Source organism: Bradyrhizobium liaoningense (assembly GCF_018130955.1).
Lineage (GTDB): Bacteria > Pseudomonadota > Alphaproteobacteria > Rhizobiales > Xanthobacteraceae > Bradyrhizobium > Bradyrhizobium liaoningense_C.
The window spans coordinates 17,469-33,452 of sequence record NZ_JAFCJM010000027.1 but is presented as its reverse complement, the minus strand read 5'-3'; the positions used below and the strand labels follow the sequence as shown (position 1 = coordinate 33,452).

Genomic DNA, 15,984 nt, shown 5'->3' with positions numbered 1-15,984 from the left:
AACCCGCGTGCGTCCGTCAATCAGCTTACCGCATTTTAATATCAAGGGGGCGCCATGGTTAACCGGTCCAGCCTGGCGAGCCGCAATCGCGCGCCTCTCGCGACAACGTTTCCAGACTGAAACATCGCTAACCATGGTTCGAGGAAATGTCGCAGGAAAGCAACAGCTTCGGCGCAAAGCGCGCTCTACTTTGCGCATGTGAATGGCTGTCAATTCTCATCACGCGAAGCTCGGCTAAGACACAGGCGCGTCCGCCGCCGGGACCGATTGCTGGTTCTCTGCGCATACGCTCGCTGGCTTTGCGCCGGCCGGTGGCGGACCCAACTTTCACGCCGCTTCCGCCTTCAGCATCCGCTCCAGCGTCTCCAGCCGGTCCGCCTCGCGCGGCGGCTTGTCCCAGCGCAGCCGGCTGATGCGGGGAAAGCGCATCGCGACGCCGGATTTGTGCCGCGGCGAGCGCTGCAGGCCTTCGAAGGCAACTTCAAGCACCAGCCCCTTGTCCGGCTCGTGCACGACATGGCGGACGGGGCCGAACTTTTCAGTGGTGTTGCGGCGGACGAATCGGTCGATCTGCAAGAGCTCCTCATCCGTGAAGCCGAAATAGGCTTTGCCGACCGGCACCAGCTCGTCGCCATTTTCGCCTTGGGTCCAGACACCAAACGTATAGTCGGAATAAAAGGACGAGCGCTTGCCGTGGCCGCGCTGCGCATACATCAGCACGGCGTCAATAAGATGCGGGTCGCGCTTCCACTTCCACCACTGTCCCTTGGGCCGCCCCGGCAAATAAGGCGCATCGCGCCGCTTCAGCATGACGCCTTCGACGGCATCCGCATCCTCGCCTGCACCCGCGCTCGCCGGATCGGCACGCGCGGCCGTGAGCGCGTCCCAGCTGTCGAAGGGGACGGTCGGCGACAAGTCGATCCTGACATCGCCGAGCTTTTTGACAAAAGTTTCGAGATGCGCGCGGCGCTCCGCGAAGGGCAGCTCGCGCAGATCGTTCTCGTCGTCGCCGAGCAGATCATAGGCGCGCAAACGGATCGGATACTCCTTGATCAGCTTTGGCGAGACCAGTTTGCGATTGAGCCGCTGCTGCAGGACGTTAAAACTCTGCACCCGACCGTCGCGCACGATCAAGAGCTCGCCGTCGATGGCGCCCGGCAGGCGCAGCGCCGGCACGAGATCCGGAAAGCTCCCCGTGATGTCCTCGCCGGTGCGCGAATAGAGCCGCGCCGTCACGTACCCGCGTGCATCATGCCCGGCGACGGCCTGCACGCGGATGCCGTCCCACTTCCATTCGGCGATGTAGTCGGCGGGATCGAGGTTTTGGAAGTCGGTATCCTCAATCGCATGCGCCAGCATCACCGGGCGGAACGGCGCCGGATCGCGATTGAGCGGCTTTTCCGCGCAGCCCTCCAGCCAGGCGAAGAGATCGGTGTAGGGCGGGGCAAGGCCCGGCCAGATCAGCTCGACCTCGTGCGCGTCTTTGTCGCCGAGCGCAGCCGCGGCCGTCTTGGCGAGCCGCGCAGAGATGCCGATGCGGAGCGCACCGGTGACGAGCTTGAGCAGCGCCCAGCGGCCAGTCTCGTCGAGCTCGTCCAGCCAGCGTTCGAGCTGCTTTGGCAGCTCGGTCTTGCCGAGCGTGCGCAGCGTGGTGACGACCTCGGTGAGGGTTGGAGGGGGCGGGTTGTTGTGATTGCGAGGCGCTGCATCAGCATCTCGCCCGGGGTACCCCTCTCCCTGACCCTCCCCCGCAAGGGGGGAGGGAACGGAGACGGTCGTGCCTCCATTACTTTCTGAAGCTATGTCAGCGAGTTTCTTCGCCGATTGCCGCACGCTCCGCTGCGCTCCCTCCCCCCTTGCGGGGGAGGGCTGGGGAGAGGGGTGGCCCGGAAAAGACTCTTTGTTGTCAGGACGAGTCTTCGGCCACATCAGCGCAACAGTCTCCGAGAGATCGCCGACATAGTCATAGGAGAGGCCGAACAGCACGGGATCGGTGCGCGCGGCGATCAGATCGCGGATCAGCGAGGGCTTTGCGTGCTTGAAGCTGAGCGCGCCGGTCAGCGCGGCCAGCGCATAGCCGCGGTCGGGATCGCCGACCTCGCGAAAATAGCCGGTGATCAGCCGCAGCTTGTTGTTGCGGCCGGGCTCATAGGCGAGACGGTCAAGGAATTCGGCGAAGCGGTTCATGCCTCGGCCTCGCCGGCCGGCTGTGTCTCGCTCTCCTCCTCGTCGCCATAGCCGACGAGATCGAGCGGCTGCGCGCGCAGGCCCTTAGCTTTGCACCAGTGCACCAGCGCGTCTTCCTGGCCGTGCGTAACCCAGATCTCGCCCGCGCCGGTAGCAGTGATGGTGGTGGTCAGGCCGTCCCAATCGGCATGATCCGAAATCACCAGCGGCAACTCGACACCGCGCTGGCGGGCCCGCGCGCGTACCCGCATCCAGCCCGAGGCGAATGCCGTCACAGGGTCCGGGAAACGCCGTGTCCAAAGATCCGAGGTCGCCGAGGGCGGCGCCAGCGTGATGGTGCCGGCGAGATCAGCCTTCTTCACGCCCTTCACCGGCCGCAGTTCGCCGAGCTCGATCCCGCGGCTCCGATAATAATGCGTGATCGTCTCCATCGCGCCGTGCAGATAGATCGGCGCATCATGGCCGGCCGCGCGCAATAGCGCGATCACGCGCTGCGCCTTGCCGAGCGAATAGGCCCCGACGAGATGCGCGCGTTCCGGAAACAGTGCGACGGAGGCAAGCAGCTTCTTCACCTCGTCCGCGGCATCGCCGTGGCGAAACACCGGCAGGCCGAAGGTGGCCTCGGTGATGAAGACATCGCAGGGCACGAGTTCGAACGGCGTGCAGGTCGGATCGGACGCATCCTTGTAGTCGCCGGAGGCGACGATGCAGGTGTCCTTGCAGGCCACCGCGATCTGCGCCGAGCCGAGCACATGGCCGGCGGGATGAAGCTTGACCGTGACGTCGCCGAGCCGGATCTCCTCGCCATAGCGGATCGCCTGTGTCGTGCCGGCAAAAGTCTCGCCGTAGCGTAGCCGCATCATGTCCAGCGTCTCCTGCGTCGCCAGCACCGCGCCATGGCCCGCGCGGGCATGGTCGGAATGGCCATGGGTAATCACGGCGCGCTCGACCGGGCGGACGGGGTCGATGTGGAAACCGCCTGGCTTGCAGCACAGGCCGGCGGCAGTTGGCAGCAGGATGTCTTGCGGGCGCATGCTGGTCATATAGGGAGGCCGAACCCCGAATTTCACCCGGCATACGCGGGCTTGCCGTCTCCGCTAGGCTTCGCCGGCCCAGTGATGTAAAAGCCCGCCGAAGCCAATTGGCGGAGGCGGGACCCGCGCATCCATCTTCTTAACAGTCCCCTTTTTTCGATGGATTGCCTGGTCAAGCCCGGCAATGATGAACTGGGTTCCTGCATGCCGCTACGCCTGTTCCAGTCCTCCGGCGATCTCATGGCCGACCGCCGTTTCGAGTTCGCGCGCGACCTCCAGCTCAAGGGCGATCTCCCCGCCGCGGCCAATCTCCTGGAGCAGGCGATCGAGCTGGCGCCGAATTTCACCTCCGCCTGGTTCACGCTCGGCGAAATTCGCGAGCAGCTCAAGGAGCGCGACAAGGCGATCGCGGCCTTTCGCGAAGCGCGGCGATCCGACGCGAGCGATCAGCATGGTGCAAGCCTGCACCTGATGCGGCTCGGTGATGAGCAGATATCGGAGATGCCCAAGGCTTATGTGCAGGCGCTGTTCGACCAATATGCGCCGCGCTTCGAGCATGCGCTGATCAACGATCTCGGCTATCGCGCGCCCAGCCTGATCTTCAAGGCGGTGCTCGCGGCGCGCGTCGCGGCGAAGAAGCCGGCGTTCTTCAAGCGCGCGATCGACCTGGGCTGCGGCACGGGTCTCGCGGCCAGCGCCTTCGCAAAGCAGGTCGATCAGTTCATCGGCATCGACCTGTCGCCCGCCATGATCAAGGAGGCGCGCGCCACCGGCCTCTATGCCGGGCTTGAAGTCGCCGACATGATCGACGGACTGCGGAACAAGGCTGACGCGAGCGCCAATCTGATCGTGGCGGCGGACGCGATGGTCTATCTGTCCGATCTTACGCAAGTGCTGAGCGAAGCGAAGCGCGTGCTTGCGCCGAACGGCACGCTCGCCTTCACGCTGGAAACGCATGACGGTAAAGGCGTGATCCTCGGCGAGGGATTGCGTTATGCCCACTCCACGGAATATGTGCGCGAGGCGATCGCGAAGGCCGGACTGAAACTTCTGACGTGTGACCCGGCCTCGCCGCGCAACGAGAACAACGAGCCCGTGCGCGGTCTCGTCGTCATCGCCGAGAAAACTTGAGTCTAGGCGCTACGCGCGACGGGATTTGAGCGGCATTGCGTCGCAAAGCGACGACTCCCCACTTGCGGTGCATGGCGCGATGCCAGAAAAATGCGCGCTATCCAGGGAGATCAATAACAATGACCAAAAATCCTTCACGGCGCGATTTCAGCGCCGCCGCACTTGCCACCATCGCTGCGTCGACATTGCCGGCCCCTTACGTGTGGGCCGCCGAGAAGAAATATGATGCCGGTGCGAGCGACACTGAAATCAAGATTGGCCAGACCGTGCCGCATTCCGGACCCGGCTCGCTCTATGGCGTGCTCGGCCGTGTCGGTGAGGCCTATTTCCAGTCGCTGAACGAGAAGGGCGGCATCAACGGCCGCAAGGTCAAATTCCTCACCATGGACGACGCCTACAGCGCGCCGAAATGCGTCGAGGCGACGCGGCGTCTGGTCGAGCAGGAAGAAGTGCTCGCGCTCTATGGCTCGCTCGGCACCGCGCCGCAGACCGCCGTGCACAAATATCTCAATTCCAAGGGCGTGCCGCAGCTCCTGCTCAACACCGGCGCGTCCAAGTGGAACAACCCCAAGGAATTCAAGTGGACGATGGCGGGCCTGCCGCTCTATCCGACCGAAGCGCGCATTCTCGCGCGCCACGTCGTGAGCGTGAAGCCGAACGCCAAGGTCGGCATTCTCTATCAGAACGACGATTTCGGCCGCGACTTTCTCGGTCCCTTCAAGAAGGTGCTGGAAGATGCCGGCGGCACCGCCAAGGTGATTCTGGAGCAGACCTACGATCTGACCGACCCGACCATCGATTCCCAGCTCATCAATCTCTCGAAATCGGGTGCTGATGTCTTCTACAACATCTCCACCGGCAAGGCCTCGTCGCAGTCGATCCGCAAGGTGGCCGAGCTCGGCTGGAAGCCGCTGCAGCTCTTGTCCGCAGGCTCGACCGGCCGCTCGATCCTCAACGCCGCGGGTCTCGAGAACGCCGCCGGCATCGTCGCGATCCGCTACAACAAGGAGGTCGGCGTCGGGAAGTGGGACAAGGATGCCGACGTGATGGCGTTCGAGGAGCTGCGCAAAAAATATTTGCCCAATATCGACCAGGACAACACCATCGCGTTCGCGGGCTACGGCCAGGCCGCGTCGATGGCGGAGATCTTGCGCCGCTGCGGCGACGACCTCACCCGCGCCAACGTGCTGGCGCAGGCCTCCAACCTCAACGGCTTCCACTCGCCCTACTTCCTGGACGGCGTCAACTACAGCTACACGCCCGACAACTACACGCCGATGAAGACGCTCTTCATCTCCACCTTCAGCGGCAAGGATTGGGAGATCTCCGACAAGCCGGTGACGGAATGACCGACGGCTGACGCATCCAGCTCATCTCTCTCCCCGCGGCAGGCGGGGAGAGAGCAGCGCCGGTTTCTAAGGTGTTACGAAAAAATCGAGCTTCGTCTTGTTCGGCAAGTCGCCGGCAACGACGCTGTCGCCGAGCAGGATGACCTGCTCTTTGCCCTCATCGTAAGCCGGCCACACCGGCAACCCGCTGCCATTGGGATTTCCGGTCTTGGCAAAGTTCACCCAGTAGCTCGACATCAGGTCGGAAAGCTTGCGGTCCGCCTCAGTCCAGGTGCGGACCGGCCGGGTCCAGTTCAACGAGTCGAGCGTGCCGTAGGCATAGGCCATCTCCGCACCGTGATAAGCTCCGAGCGCCGAGGCCGGCGTCTGCTGCTGATAGGCGAGCCCTTCGACATAAGGCGGACGATGGCTGAAGTAATAGGAGAAGGTGGGCGCGACGCGGGACTGCTCGCGCGCCCAAGTGCGGACGGCCGAAGCGAACAATCGATCGCGGTGCAATTCGTAGCTCGACGCCCGCGCCTCGGCTTCGGTTGACGTCGCATAGAGCTTGAGCAATGCGTCGGCGCGCTCGCCGTAGCGCTTGCGTGCGTCCTCGGCAAAGGCCGCCGCCGACATCGCCACCGGATAGGGCGTGCCTTCGTCCGAATTGGATCCGACCAGCACCGGGATACGCATCTCTTCACCCGCGCGATAGACTTCGGCCGGCGGCTTCGGCAGCACATAGCCGTCCAGAATCGGCCGCACCGGAACGCCGGCCGCGATCACGGCATCGGGGCCCTTGTCACGCAATTCCTGGAGCGATTTGGCGTTCAACTTCTCCGCCAGCGCGAGGCCGTTCTTTTCGGCGGCAGCAAGTGGAGGCGGCGGCCCGTCCAGCGCAAAGCCGCCGCTCTGGCCGATCGCGCGCTGAAACAGACCCTTGGCGAGCGGCGATGCCTCGAGCAGCGAGATTGCGGCCGCACCGGCCGACTGGCCATACACTGTGACGCTCGCTGGATCGCCGCCGAAGCGCGCAATGTTGTCCCTGACCCAGGTCAACGCGGCCACCATGTCCATCAGCCCGTAATTGCCAGACGCCTTGCGGTCGGACTCGGTCGTCAACTCGGGGTGTGCCAGGAAGCCAAGAGCGCCGAGCCGATAGTTGAACGTCACGGCGACGACGCCTTTTCGTGCGAGATGTTCGCCGGAATAGAGCGGCATCGATCCGGAGCCGACCACCCAGCCGCCGCCATAGATGAAGACCATCACGGGCAGCTTGGCCTCGCTGCGCGTGTCGGGCGACCACACGTTCAGATAAAGGCAGTCCTCGCTGGTCGGTTCCTCGCCCTGGTAGAACACCGAGTTTTTGGCCCGCAGCGGCTGCACGCACATCGGGGCGTAACGATCGGCGAGCAGCGCGGTCTTCCAGGATGCCACCGGAGCCGGCGGCTTCCAGCGCAGCTCGCGGACCGGCGGCGCGGCAAATGGAATGCCCTTGAACACGGCGAGCCCGGCGTCGCGGACGCCGATCACGGTCCCTCCTGAAACTTCGATTTCCGGCGTCAGCTCCGGACCCGCGGCCTGTGCGACCGAAATCGGCAGTGCCACGCAGAGCAGGGCAGCCAGCCCGATGCGGCTGAAAGTATGTTGCTTCACGATTTTCGCCTCCCCTGTGTTCTTGGTATTCTTGGTCTTCGCGCCCACACGACCGCGACAGGCGAACTGGCGGCCTCAGATCCGCGGCATGCTCGCCGGGCGCACTTCGCGCGCCTGGGCTGCGAGACGGATCCCCGCATTGGCCGCGCCAAATCCCTGATAGTCGCGACGCTCGACGATCTCGAAGAAGAAGCGGTCGTCAAAAATGTGGGTGTAGACCTGGAAGAACTCGCTGTCGCCCTCGCGATCGTAGAGAATGTGATTGGCGCGCAGCTGCGCCATGATGTCAGGCGCCAGGTCGTATTTGGCTTCGATATCGTCGTAATAATTGTCCGGGATATCCAGGAAACCCGCGCCGCGGGCGCGCATCGCGGCCACCGTCGCAAAGATGTCCCGGCACGAGAACGCGACGTGCTGTACACCGGAGCCGAAAAACTCCGAGATGAAGCGGGCGGGCAGGGTGCGGTTCGCCGATGACCCGTTCAGCACGAAGCGCAGGCTCTGGTCGCCGTTGATGATCGCCTGGCTCTGGACGAGCCCCCGAGGGTCGGCGATCTCCATCTGCGGCAAGCGGGTGAGATCGAGGATGCCGGTGTAGAACAGAAGCCAGGACAGCATCTCGTCGTAAGGCATCGACTGCGCAATGTGGTCGACCGCGAGCAGGCTGTCGGCGCCGGCATCGCTCGCGATGCGCTCAAAGTCGGTGTCCCAGTTCTTGCCGGCCTGATCCAGGAAGTAGAGCAGGCTGCCGCCGACGCCATGGATCGCGGGAATTTCGAGCTCGCCGGGGCCGACCGGAGAATAGAAGGTGCGCGCCTTCAACGCCTCGGCGCGCGCCATGGCGCGGCCGGAATCGTCGACGTCGAGGGCAATGGCGCAGACGCCGGGTCCGTGCGTGACATAGTGCGAATGGGCAAAGCCGTCGGTCTCGCAATTGATCACGAGCTCGACCTTGCCCTGCGACCAGCGTTCGACCGCCTTGCTGCGATGCTTGCCGGTCTTGCGGAAGCCGAGCTGCGCGAACAGCGCGGCGAGCTCGCCCGCCTTGGTCTCGTTGACGGCGAATTCGACAAAGCCGGTGCCGCGGCTCTTGGCCTTCGGCGCGAGCCGCTTGTCGGCAAGCTTCGGCCATGTCGCGGCGAGCTGGTCCTGCAACAGGATCAGCGAGCGCATGCCGTCGGTCGCGGTCTGCGCCGCCGAGCCGGCGCGGAACTGGTCGTTGAAGATCTCCAGCGACAGCGGGCCCGCATAGCCGGTCGCCGCGATCGCCTCCATGAAGTCGAGCACGGGCAGGTCGCCCTGCCCGGGGAAGGAGCGGAAGTGCCGGCTCCACGACAGGATGTCGAGCTCGAGCTTTGGCGCGTCGGCGAGCTGGACGAGGAAGATCTTGTCGCCGGGGATGGAGCGGATGGCGCGGGTCGGAAAGCCAGGCGCCAGCGAATGGAAGCTGTCGAGGATTACACCGATCGCGGGATGATCGGCCCGCCGCACGATCTCCCAGGAATCGCGGTGGTCGTTGACATGGCGTCCCCAGGCGAGCGCCTCGTAGCCGACGCGCAGACCGCGCTGCGCGGCGCGCTCGCCGAGCTCACGGAAATCGTCGGCCGCGCGATCGATCCCGCCGAGCGAAGCGGGGGAGACGTTGCTGCAGATCAGCAGGAGGTCGGTGCCGAGCTCCTGCATCAGGTCGAGCTTGCGCTCGGCGCGGGCAAAGTTGCGCGCGCGCTGCGGCTCCGGCATGCCCTCGAAGTCGCGAAACGGCTGGAAGGCGCAGATCTCGAGGTTGAGTTCGCCGCATAGCTGCGCCACGTCGCGCGGGCTCGCACCGAACGAGAGCAGGTCGTTCTCAAAAATCTCGACGGCTTCGAAGCCCGCCGCCGATATGGCGCGGAGCTTTTCGTCGAGAGCGCCGGAGAGGGAAACGGTTGCGATCGAGCGCTTGTTCATACTGGCTGCTCCATGATCCGCCCCGGCGAGACGCTATGGCCGGTGCGCGCGGCTTCGCTGACGGCTTCGACGACCGCGAGCGTTCCCATCGCGTCCTCGACGCTGATCAGCGATTGTTCGCGGCCGGCGATGACGGCGAGGAAATGCCGCAGCTGCTCCGCGAGCGGATCGAACGTAGCGGCCGCGACGCGATCGCGCGACATCGGCGCATGCCAGCCGGGCGCCTTCGGATAGGACCACAGCTCGAGGTTCGGCACCGACAGCGAGCCGTTGGTTCCGGCGAAGAGGTAGCAAGGCTGATCCTGCCTGGGATAAACCGCGTTCTCGCCGGACGACAATTCCCAGCTCCAGGGCGCGGGCGTCGCGTCTGAGACGGTGACGGTCCCCAGCGCGCCGTTGGCGAAGCGCAGCGAGAGCGCGGCGGTGTCCTCGACCGCGAAGCCGCGGACCTGGTTGGAGGTCAGCGCCTGCACCTCAGCGACCTCGCCGCAGATGAAACGCAGATTGTCGATGTCGTGGATGAGATTGATCAGCAGTGGCCCGCCGCCCTGTTCGCGCCGCCAGGCGACCTCGAAATAATCATCCGGCTTCTTCAGGAGCCAGAGCCCGACCACAGCGGTGAGCCGGCCGAGCTTGCCGTTCGCGACCGCCTCACGCGCGGCCTTGATGATCGGATTGTGGCGGCGGTGATGGCCGACCAGCATCGGCACGCCGGTCCGCTTCACGGCGGCACACAGCCGTTGCGCTGCGGCGACCGTGTCGGTGACAGGCTTCTCGATCAAAGCAGGCACGCCGGCCTCGGCGCAGTCGAGCGCCATCTGGAAGTGCAGCGCATTCGGCGAGGCGATGACCAGGCCGTCGGGCTTTTCGCGCTCCAGGAGGGCGCGATGATCCGGGTAGCAGGTCGTGTTGAGTGTCCCGGCAAGTTCCTGCGCGGCGGGCGAGGGGTCGGCAATGCCGGCGAGCACGCAATCCGGCGAGGCCTCGATCAGCTCGATATGGCGGCGGCCGATCAGACCGGCGCCGGCGACGCCGATCCGCAACTTCGCGCTCATGCCGCGCTCTCCTCCATGGCGCCGCCGAGGAACAGCTGCCCGATGCGGGGGTCGTTTAGGATGCGCTCGGCCTTGTCGACCATGCGGGTCTGGCCGAGCTCGAGCACGATGCCGAAATCGGAGATCTCCAGCGCCGAGCGTGCGTTCTGCTCGATCATCAAAATGGTGACGCCGCGGTCACGCAGATCCTTCAGGATGTTGAAGGTCTGCTGCACCATCAGCGGCGACAGTCCGATCGAGGGCTCGTCGATCAGTACGAGCTGCGGGTCGAGCAGCAACGAACGCGCGATCTCGAGCTGTTTTTGCTCGCCGCCGGACAATGTCGACGCCTGCTGCGTCGACTTGCGCCGCAGCGCGGGAAACAGGTCGAGCGCCGCTTCGATGCGCGCCGGCAGGTCGATGCCGCGCTCAGCGGCGACACCGCCGAGCTCGATATTATGGCGCACCGACAGTTCGGCAAAGATGTTTCGGCCCTGCGGCACGTAGCAGATGCCGGCATTGAGCAGCGCGCGCTGGCTCAGATTGGTGACGTCGCGGTCGGCGAAGGTGATCTTGCCCTCGCGCAGCTTCAACAGGCCGAAAATCGCCTTGAACACCGTCGACTTGCCGGCGCCGTTCGGGCCGATGATGGTCGTGATGGTCGCCTTCGGCACGGAGAAGGTCGTGCCGTTCAGGATGGTCATCTTGCCGTAGCCGCCGACCAGATTGCTGACCGAGAGGATCGCGTCGCTCATGGTTGCCTCCACAGCATGATCCGGAAAAGTGCGCAGCGGTTTTCCGAAAAGATCATGCTCAAAAATCAATGTCCGAGATAGGCTTCGATCACGGCGGGGTTTTTCCGGACCTCGTCCGGCCGTCCCATCGCAAGCACCTTGCCCTCCGCCATCACCATCACGCGCGAGCACAGCGACATCACGAACTCCATGTTGTGCTCGATGACGACGAAGGTCGCGTTCTTCTCGCGGTTGATCGCGACCAGGCGATCCTTCAGGTCTGACAGCATCGACGGGTTCACGCCGCCCGCGGGCTCGTCGAGCAGCACCAGTCGCGGGCCGCCCATGAAGGCCATGGCCGCGTCGAGCAGCTTCTGCTGGCCGTAGGAGAGGCCGCCGGCCTGCTCGGCCGCGAGGTGATCGAGCTTGAAAAAGCCGATCATCTGGTTGGCGGCGTCCGTCAGCCCGGCATCGGAACGGCCGAACAGGCGCGAGCCCATGTTGCCCTGGTGCTCCTGGCCCGCGAGAATCAGGTTCTCGCGCACGGAGAGTTTTGGAAACACCTGCAGCAGCTGGAAGGTGCGGCTGACGCCGAGCTTGTTCAGCTCGGACGGGCGCAAGCCGGTCACGGTCTTGCCGTCGAGCTTCACATCGCCGCCGGTCGGCGTGAGCTGGCCGAGGATGCAGTTGAACAGCGTGGACTTGCCGCAGCCGTTCGGCCCGATCAGGCCGAGGATCTCGCCCTCGCGCACATCGAAGCTGACGCCGTTAACGGCATGGATGCCGCCAAAGCTCTTCTTGATGTTGGTGACTTCGAGGACCGCACTCATTGCGCCGTCTCCAAACGTGATTTGGCGACCGCCCGCAGTGCCGATGCCGCCTTGGTGCGGCGCGCGGCCATGTAGCGGTCGAGGATCCCCAATATGCCGGTCGGCGACCAGATCAGCAGCAGCATCACCGCGACTGCATAGAGCATGAGGTAATAGCCCTCGGTGAAGCGCAGCCATTCGGGCAGCAGCACCGCGATCATCGCGCCGAGGAACGGGCCGAAGAAGAAGCCGGCGCCGCCGACGATCACCATCATCAACAGATCGAGCGAGAGCGACAGGTTGAACGGCACGGGATCAATATATTGCGTCAGCGGCGCATAGAGCGCGCCGGCGACACCGCCGAGCGCCGAGCCGATCGCAAAGGCCATCAGCGTGTAGCGCCGCGTGTCGACGCCGAGCGACTGCGCCCGCAGCGGATTTTCGCGCAGCGCCATGAAGGCGCGGCCCCAGGGCGAGCGGATCAGCCACCATACCGCCAGCGACACGATCGCAAGCGAGCCGAGGCAGACATAATAGAACGGCAAGGGGCGGTTGGTGGCAAAGCCAAGGATGTTCGGCCGCGGGATGTTGGAGATGCCGTAGATGCCGCCGGTGAGCCAGCTCTCGTTGCGGAACACCAGGAAGGCCAGTGTCGAGAAGGCGAGCGTGACGAAGGCGAGGTAGTGGTGCTGCACGCGCAGCGCCGGATAGCCGAGCACCCAGCCGACCGCGAAGCTCAGGCCGATCGCGACGACGAGCGCCGCCGGCAGCGGCCAGCCATGGGTCGTCATGATCGCCGCCGTATAAGCGCCGATGCCGACGAACGCGCCTTGCGCCAGCGACACCTGGCCGGCATAGCCGAGCGTGAGGTTGAGCCCCATCGCCGCGATGGTCATCACCGCCCACTGGCTCAGGATGAACAGGCCGTAGCGGTTGAAGTTCATGGGGACGAGGATCAGCGCTGCGACCACGGCGAGGCCGAGCACGATCTTCAGGGTCTTGCCGAAATTGCTCATACCGTGCGCTCCTCTGCGCGGCCAAGCAGGCCCTGCGGCCGGAACAGGATGACGACGATGAGGAAGATCATCGGTACGGCCGCGCGATACTGCGTGGAGACGTAAGCGGCCGCGAGATTGTCGAGCACCCCGATCAGGAGGCCGCCGGCGATCGCGCCGCGCACCTGGTTGAAGCCGCCGACGATGGCCGCGATGAAGGCGGCTTGTCCCAGCACCTCACCGGAAGAAAACTTTGCCAGGTAGATCGGCGTGATCAGGAGCGAGGCCAGCGCCACCAGGAATGCGTTGATCACGAAGGTCAGAAGGATCATGCGTTCGACCGGCACGCCGATGATGCGCGCCACCGTCGGATTTTGCGCCGCCGCCTGCATCTGATGTCCGAGCGAGGTACGGCTCAGAAGCGTGGTCAGGCCGACCACCGCGAGAATGGCGACGACGAGAACGCCGATGCTCTGCAGTGACACGGCGTATCCGAGGATCGAGATGTCGCCGGTCGGCACGATCGAGGGGAAGGGCGAGGCCTCGGCGCTGAAGAACTGCTTCACCGCCTCCTTGATGCCGATCGCCAGCGCCATGGTCGCGATCGCCAGCGGCAGCACGCCGTGGCGCATCATGGGGTCGACCAGCAGCATCTTGAAGGCGAGGCCGAGCAGGATCATCGACAGCAGGATGCCGAGGATGATGGCGAGCCAGAACGGCGCACCGACATGCATCGCCGCCAGCATCAGGAACGCCGGCAGCATCACGAATTCGCCTTGTGCGAAATTGATGGTCTGTGAGGTCTGCCACAACAGCGTGAAGCCGACCGCGACCAGTGCGTAGATCGCGCCGGTGGCCAGTCCCGCAACCAGAAGATCGAACAGATTGGACATGGGTTCTCTTATCGTTAGAGCCCGAGTGAACCGGATCAACGCAAATTCAGGTCTTGCTCTCCCTCGCCCCGTTCTCTCTTCTCCCTCTCCCCGCAAAGAGCGGGGCGAGGGAGAAGAATTTCGGCAAGCAGGGCGAGGTAAGAAGCCGTCTTAGTTCAGCTTCGGAAGCACCTGCTTCACGACCTGCTTGCCTTCCACGACCTCGACCAGGAAGCTCTGGCGATCGAGGTCGCCGGTGTCGCTGACGGTGACGTCCATCAGGATGCCGGGCTCTTCGGAAGCCTTGATGGTCAGGCCGTGCAGCGTGTCGGCGAACTTCTTCGGATCGACCTTGCCCATCTTCTCGGTGGTGGCCTTCACCATGTAGACGGCAAGATAGCCCTTCAGCCCGTTGTGATCGGGCACGTAGTTGTACTTCTTCGAGAACTTCTCGCGGAACGCCTTGATCAGGTCGACCGGCGCGTCGGTGGTGAGGCCGACATGGCCGCGCGCGCCGTTGGCGGCGTCGCCGGCGAGCTCGATCACCTTCTGGCCGATCAGCGTGGTCTCGCCCATCAGCGGAGCGGTGACGCCCTGGCGCTTCAGCTCTTTCAGGATGCGCGCGCTCTCTTCCTCGTTGAGATAGATGAACACGGCGTCGGGGTTGGCAGCCTTGATCTTGCCGACGTCGGCGGCGAAATCGGCCTGGCCTGCTTCGGTGGAGAGATCGGCGACCACCTTGGAGCCGAGACGCTCCAGCTCCTTGCTGACGACGTCGCGTCCGCCGCGGCCGAAATCATTGTTGACCCAGACGACGGCGACCGTCTTCGCCTTCAGCTCGCCGTTGATGTACCTTGCGACCTTCGGCATCGAGGATTGCTGGCCGAAAGAGGTGCGGAACAGGAACTTGTTGCCGGCCTGCGTCAGCTCGGCGGCTTCGCCGCCCATGATCTGTGCGATGCCGGCTTCCGCTGCGAGCGGCGCCGTCACCTTGACCGAGCCGGAATAGCCGGGCCCGAGCAGCACGTAGGGCTCGGCGTCGAGTGCCTTCTGCACCTGCGCGCGCGCCACGCCCGGATTGGACTGCGAGTCGGCATGGGTGACTTCCAGCTTGCGGCCGAGCACCCCGCCCTTGGCGTTGATCTCCTCTATCGCGAGGTCGATGCCGTTCTTCCAATTGGTGCCGACGGTCGCGCCGCCGCCCGAAAGCTCGGCGACGTCGGCAAGCTTGATGGATTGCGCAAAGGCTGACGTGGTCGTCGCGACGGCGAGCAGGGCGCCCACCAGCAGTGTCGATTTCATGGATCTCTCCTCCCTTTCTGATCTTCGGTTCTGTGAACGGCCTTGTCCCGGCCGCTTGGCTTAGGCGGCGTGGTAGGCAGCGCTTCGCGCCGCCATCACGCCGTCAAAAGCATCTCCCATGACGTCTGTCGAGGGAGCAAGGCCGGTGAACAGTTCGAATGCGTCGGCTGCCTGGTAGATCGCGAGCTCCCGCCCGGTCATGATCCGCGCGCCCGTGGCTTGCGCGGCTGACAGCAGCGGGGTGATCAGCGGCGAATAGACAGCGTCGGCGACCCATATGCGATCGTGCAGCATAGCAGGCGGAACGGGCATGCCCCGGTCCGGCAGCATGCCGACCGGCGTGGCATTGACGAAGCCGGTCGCCCCGCGCAGGGCTGCGTCGAGGTCGGCCGTCGCGACGACGCCGGTACTTTTTTGCAGGAGCGAAGCGAGGTTCGCGGCGCGTGCCGGCTCGCTGTCGAAGATGCGGATATCGGTGACGCCGGAATTGGCGAGCGCGAACGCGATCGCCTTGCCGACGCCGCCGGCGCCGATCACCGCCACGGCGTTTCCGGAAGGCCTGAGCAGCGGCGCCACCGCGCGGGCAAAGCCCGTGGTGTCGGTGTTGTGGCCGATCAGCCGGCCGTCTCGGACGACGACGGTATTGACCGCACCCATCGCGGCTGCGGCCGGCGCGAGCTCGTCGAGCAGCGGGACGACCGCCTCCTTGTAGGGAAAGGTGACGTTGACGCCGGCAAAGCCAAGACGTCGCACCCCCTCGAGCATCATGCGCAGGCCGGCCGCGTCGGCGCCGGCCACTTCGATGAGCTGATAGTGGCCGCGCAGCCCGAGGGCTTCAGCGGCCCGCTCGTGCATGGCAGGAGACGCGGAATGCGCAATCGGCGCGCCGATCAGGCCGGTGAGGAGCTTCTTGGGAGCGGCAGGTCGGCGCTGTGACATGATCCACTATCGTCTC

13 protein-coding genes are annotated in these 15,984 nt (G+C 64.9%); 2 read left to right on the top strand and 11 right to left on the bottom strand.

Features of this window, described 5'->3' with window-relative positions; genetic code table 11:
- Positions 1-327: 327 nt before the first annotated feature.
- Entirely contained in the window at positions 328-2,187 is a 1,860-nt protein-coding gene (locus JQ632_RS21990) for a cisplatin damage response ATP-dependent DNA ligase (RefSeq protein ID WP_212404665.1), read from the bottom strand.
- The gene (locus tag JQ632_RS21985; protein WP_212404722.1) at positions 2,184-3,221 is read right to left on the bottom strand and encodes a ligase-associated DNA damage response exonuclease; all 1,038 of its coding nucleotides are present in this window, start codon (positions 3,219-3,221) and stop codon (positions 2,184-2,186) included. The genes JQ632_RS21990 and JQ632_RS21985 overlap by 4 nt, the downstream gene beginning before the upstream one ends.
- Positions 3,222-3,425: 204 nt before the next feature.
- On the opposite strand from JQ632_RS21985, the gene JQ632_RS21980 reads away from it, so the two are divergent.
- Both JQ632_RS21980 and JQ632_RS21975 read left to right on the top strand, forming a co-directional pair.
- Positions 3,426-4,352, top strand: coding sequence for a class I SAM-dependent methyltransferase (locus tag JQ632_RS21980; protein ID WP_212404664.1), 927 nt, complete (start codon positions 3,426-3,428; stop codon positions 4,350-4,352).
- A 119-nt stretch (positions 4,353-4,471) separates the two neighbouring features.
- Positions 4,472-5,701 (top strand): ABC transporter substrate-binding protein, encoded by a 1,230-nt coding sequence (locus tag JQ632_RS21975; protein WP_212404663.1) that lies wholly within the window; start codon positions 4,472-4,474, stop codon positions 5,699-5,701.
- Positions 5,702-5,767: 66 nt separating this feature from the next.
- On the opposite strand, the gene JQ632_RS21970 is transcribed toward JQ632_RS21975, so the two are convergent.
- From JQ632_RS21970 to JQ632_RS21930, 9 genes are all read right to left on the bottom strand, one after another.
- On the bottom strand, positions 5,768-7,336 hold the full coding sequence (locus JQ632_RS21970) for a carboxylesterase/lipase family protein (protein ID WP_212404662.1): 1,569 nt from the start codon (positions 7,334-7,336) through the stop codon (positions 5,768-5,770).
- A 75-nt stretch (positions 7,337-7,411) separates the two neighbouring features.
- Positions 7,412-9,283: a bifunctional sugar phosphate isomerase/epimerase/4-hydroxyphenylpyruvate dioxygenase family protein gene (locus JQ632_RS21965; RefSeq protein ID WP_212404661.1), complete on the bottom strand. Its 1,872-nt coding sequence runs from the start codon at positions 9,281-9,283 to the stop codon at positions 7,412-7,414.
- On the bottom strand, positions 9,280-10,338 hold the full coding sequence (locus JQ632_RS21960; RefSeq protein ID WP_212404660.1) for a Gfo/Idh/MocA family protein: 1,059 nt from the start codon (positions 10,336-10,338) through the stop codon (positions 9,280-9,282). Before JQ632_RS21960 ends, JQ632_RS21965 begins: the two co-directional genes overlap by 4 nt.
- Positions 10,335-11,072, bottom strand: a complete 738-nt coding sequence (locus JQ632_RS21955) for an ABC transporter ATP-binding protein (protein ID WP_212404659.1) — start codon at positions 11,070-11,072, stop codon at positions 10,335-10,337. The genes JQ632_RS21960 and JQ632_RS21955 overlap by 4 nt, the downstream gene beginning before the upstream one ends.
- A gap of 65 nt (positions 11,073-11,137) precedes the next feature.
- The gene (locus JQ632_RS21950) at positions 11,138-11,881 is read right to left on the bottom strand and encodes an ABC transporter ATP-binding protein (RefSeq protein WP_212404658.1); all 744 of its coding nucleotides are present in this window, start codon (positions 11,879-11,881) and stop codon (positions 11,138-11,140) included.
- Positions 11,878-12,876 carry a branched-chain amino acid ABC transporter permease gene (locus JQ632_RS21945; protein WP_212404657.1) on the bottom strand — a complete coding sequence of 333 codons (999 nt, stop codon included), beginning with the start codon at positions 12,874-12,876 and terminating at the stop codon, positions 11,878-11,880. Before JQ632_RS21945 ends, JQ632_RS21950 begins: the two co-directional genes overlap by 4 nt.
- Positions 12,873-13,748 (bottom strand): branched-chain amino acid ABC transporter permease, encoded by an 876-nt coding sequence (locus JQ632_RS21940; protein ID WP_212404656.1) that lies wholly within the window; start codon positions 13,746-13,748, stop codon positions 12,873-12,875. The genes JQ632_RS21945 and JQ632_RS21940 overlap by 4 nt, the downstream gene beginning before the upstream one ends.
- Before the next feature lie 150 nt (positions 13,749-13,898).
- Positions 13,899-15,029: an ABC transporter substrate-binding protein gene (locus JQ632_RS21935; RefSeq protein ID WP_212404655.1), complete on the bottom strand. Its 1,131-nt coding sequence runs from the start codon at positions 15,027-15,029 to the stop codon at positions 13,899-13,901.
- A 60-nt stretch (positions 15,030-15,089) separates the two neighbouring features.
- Positions 15,090-15,968, bottom strand: coding sequence for a shikimate dehydrogenase (locus JQ632_RS21930; RefSeq protein WP_212404654.1), 879 nt, complete (start codon positions 15,966-15,968; stop codon positions 15,090-15,092).
- Positions 15,969-15,984 lie beyond the last annotated feature (16 nt).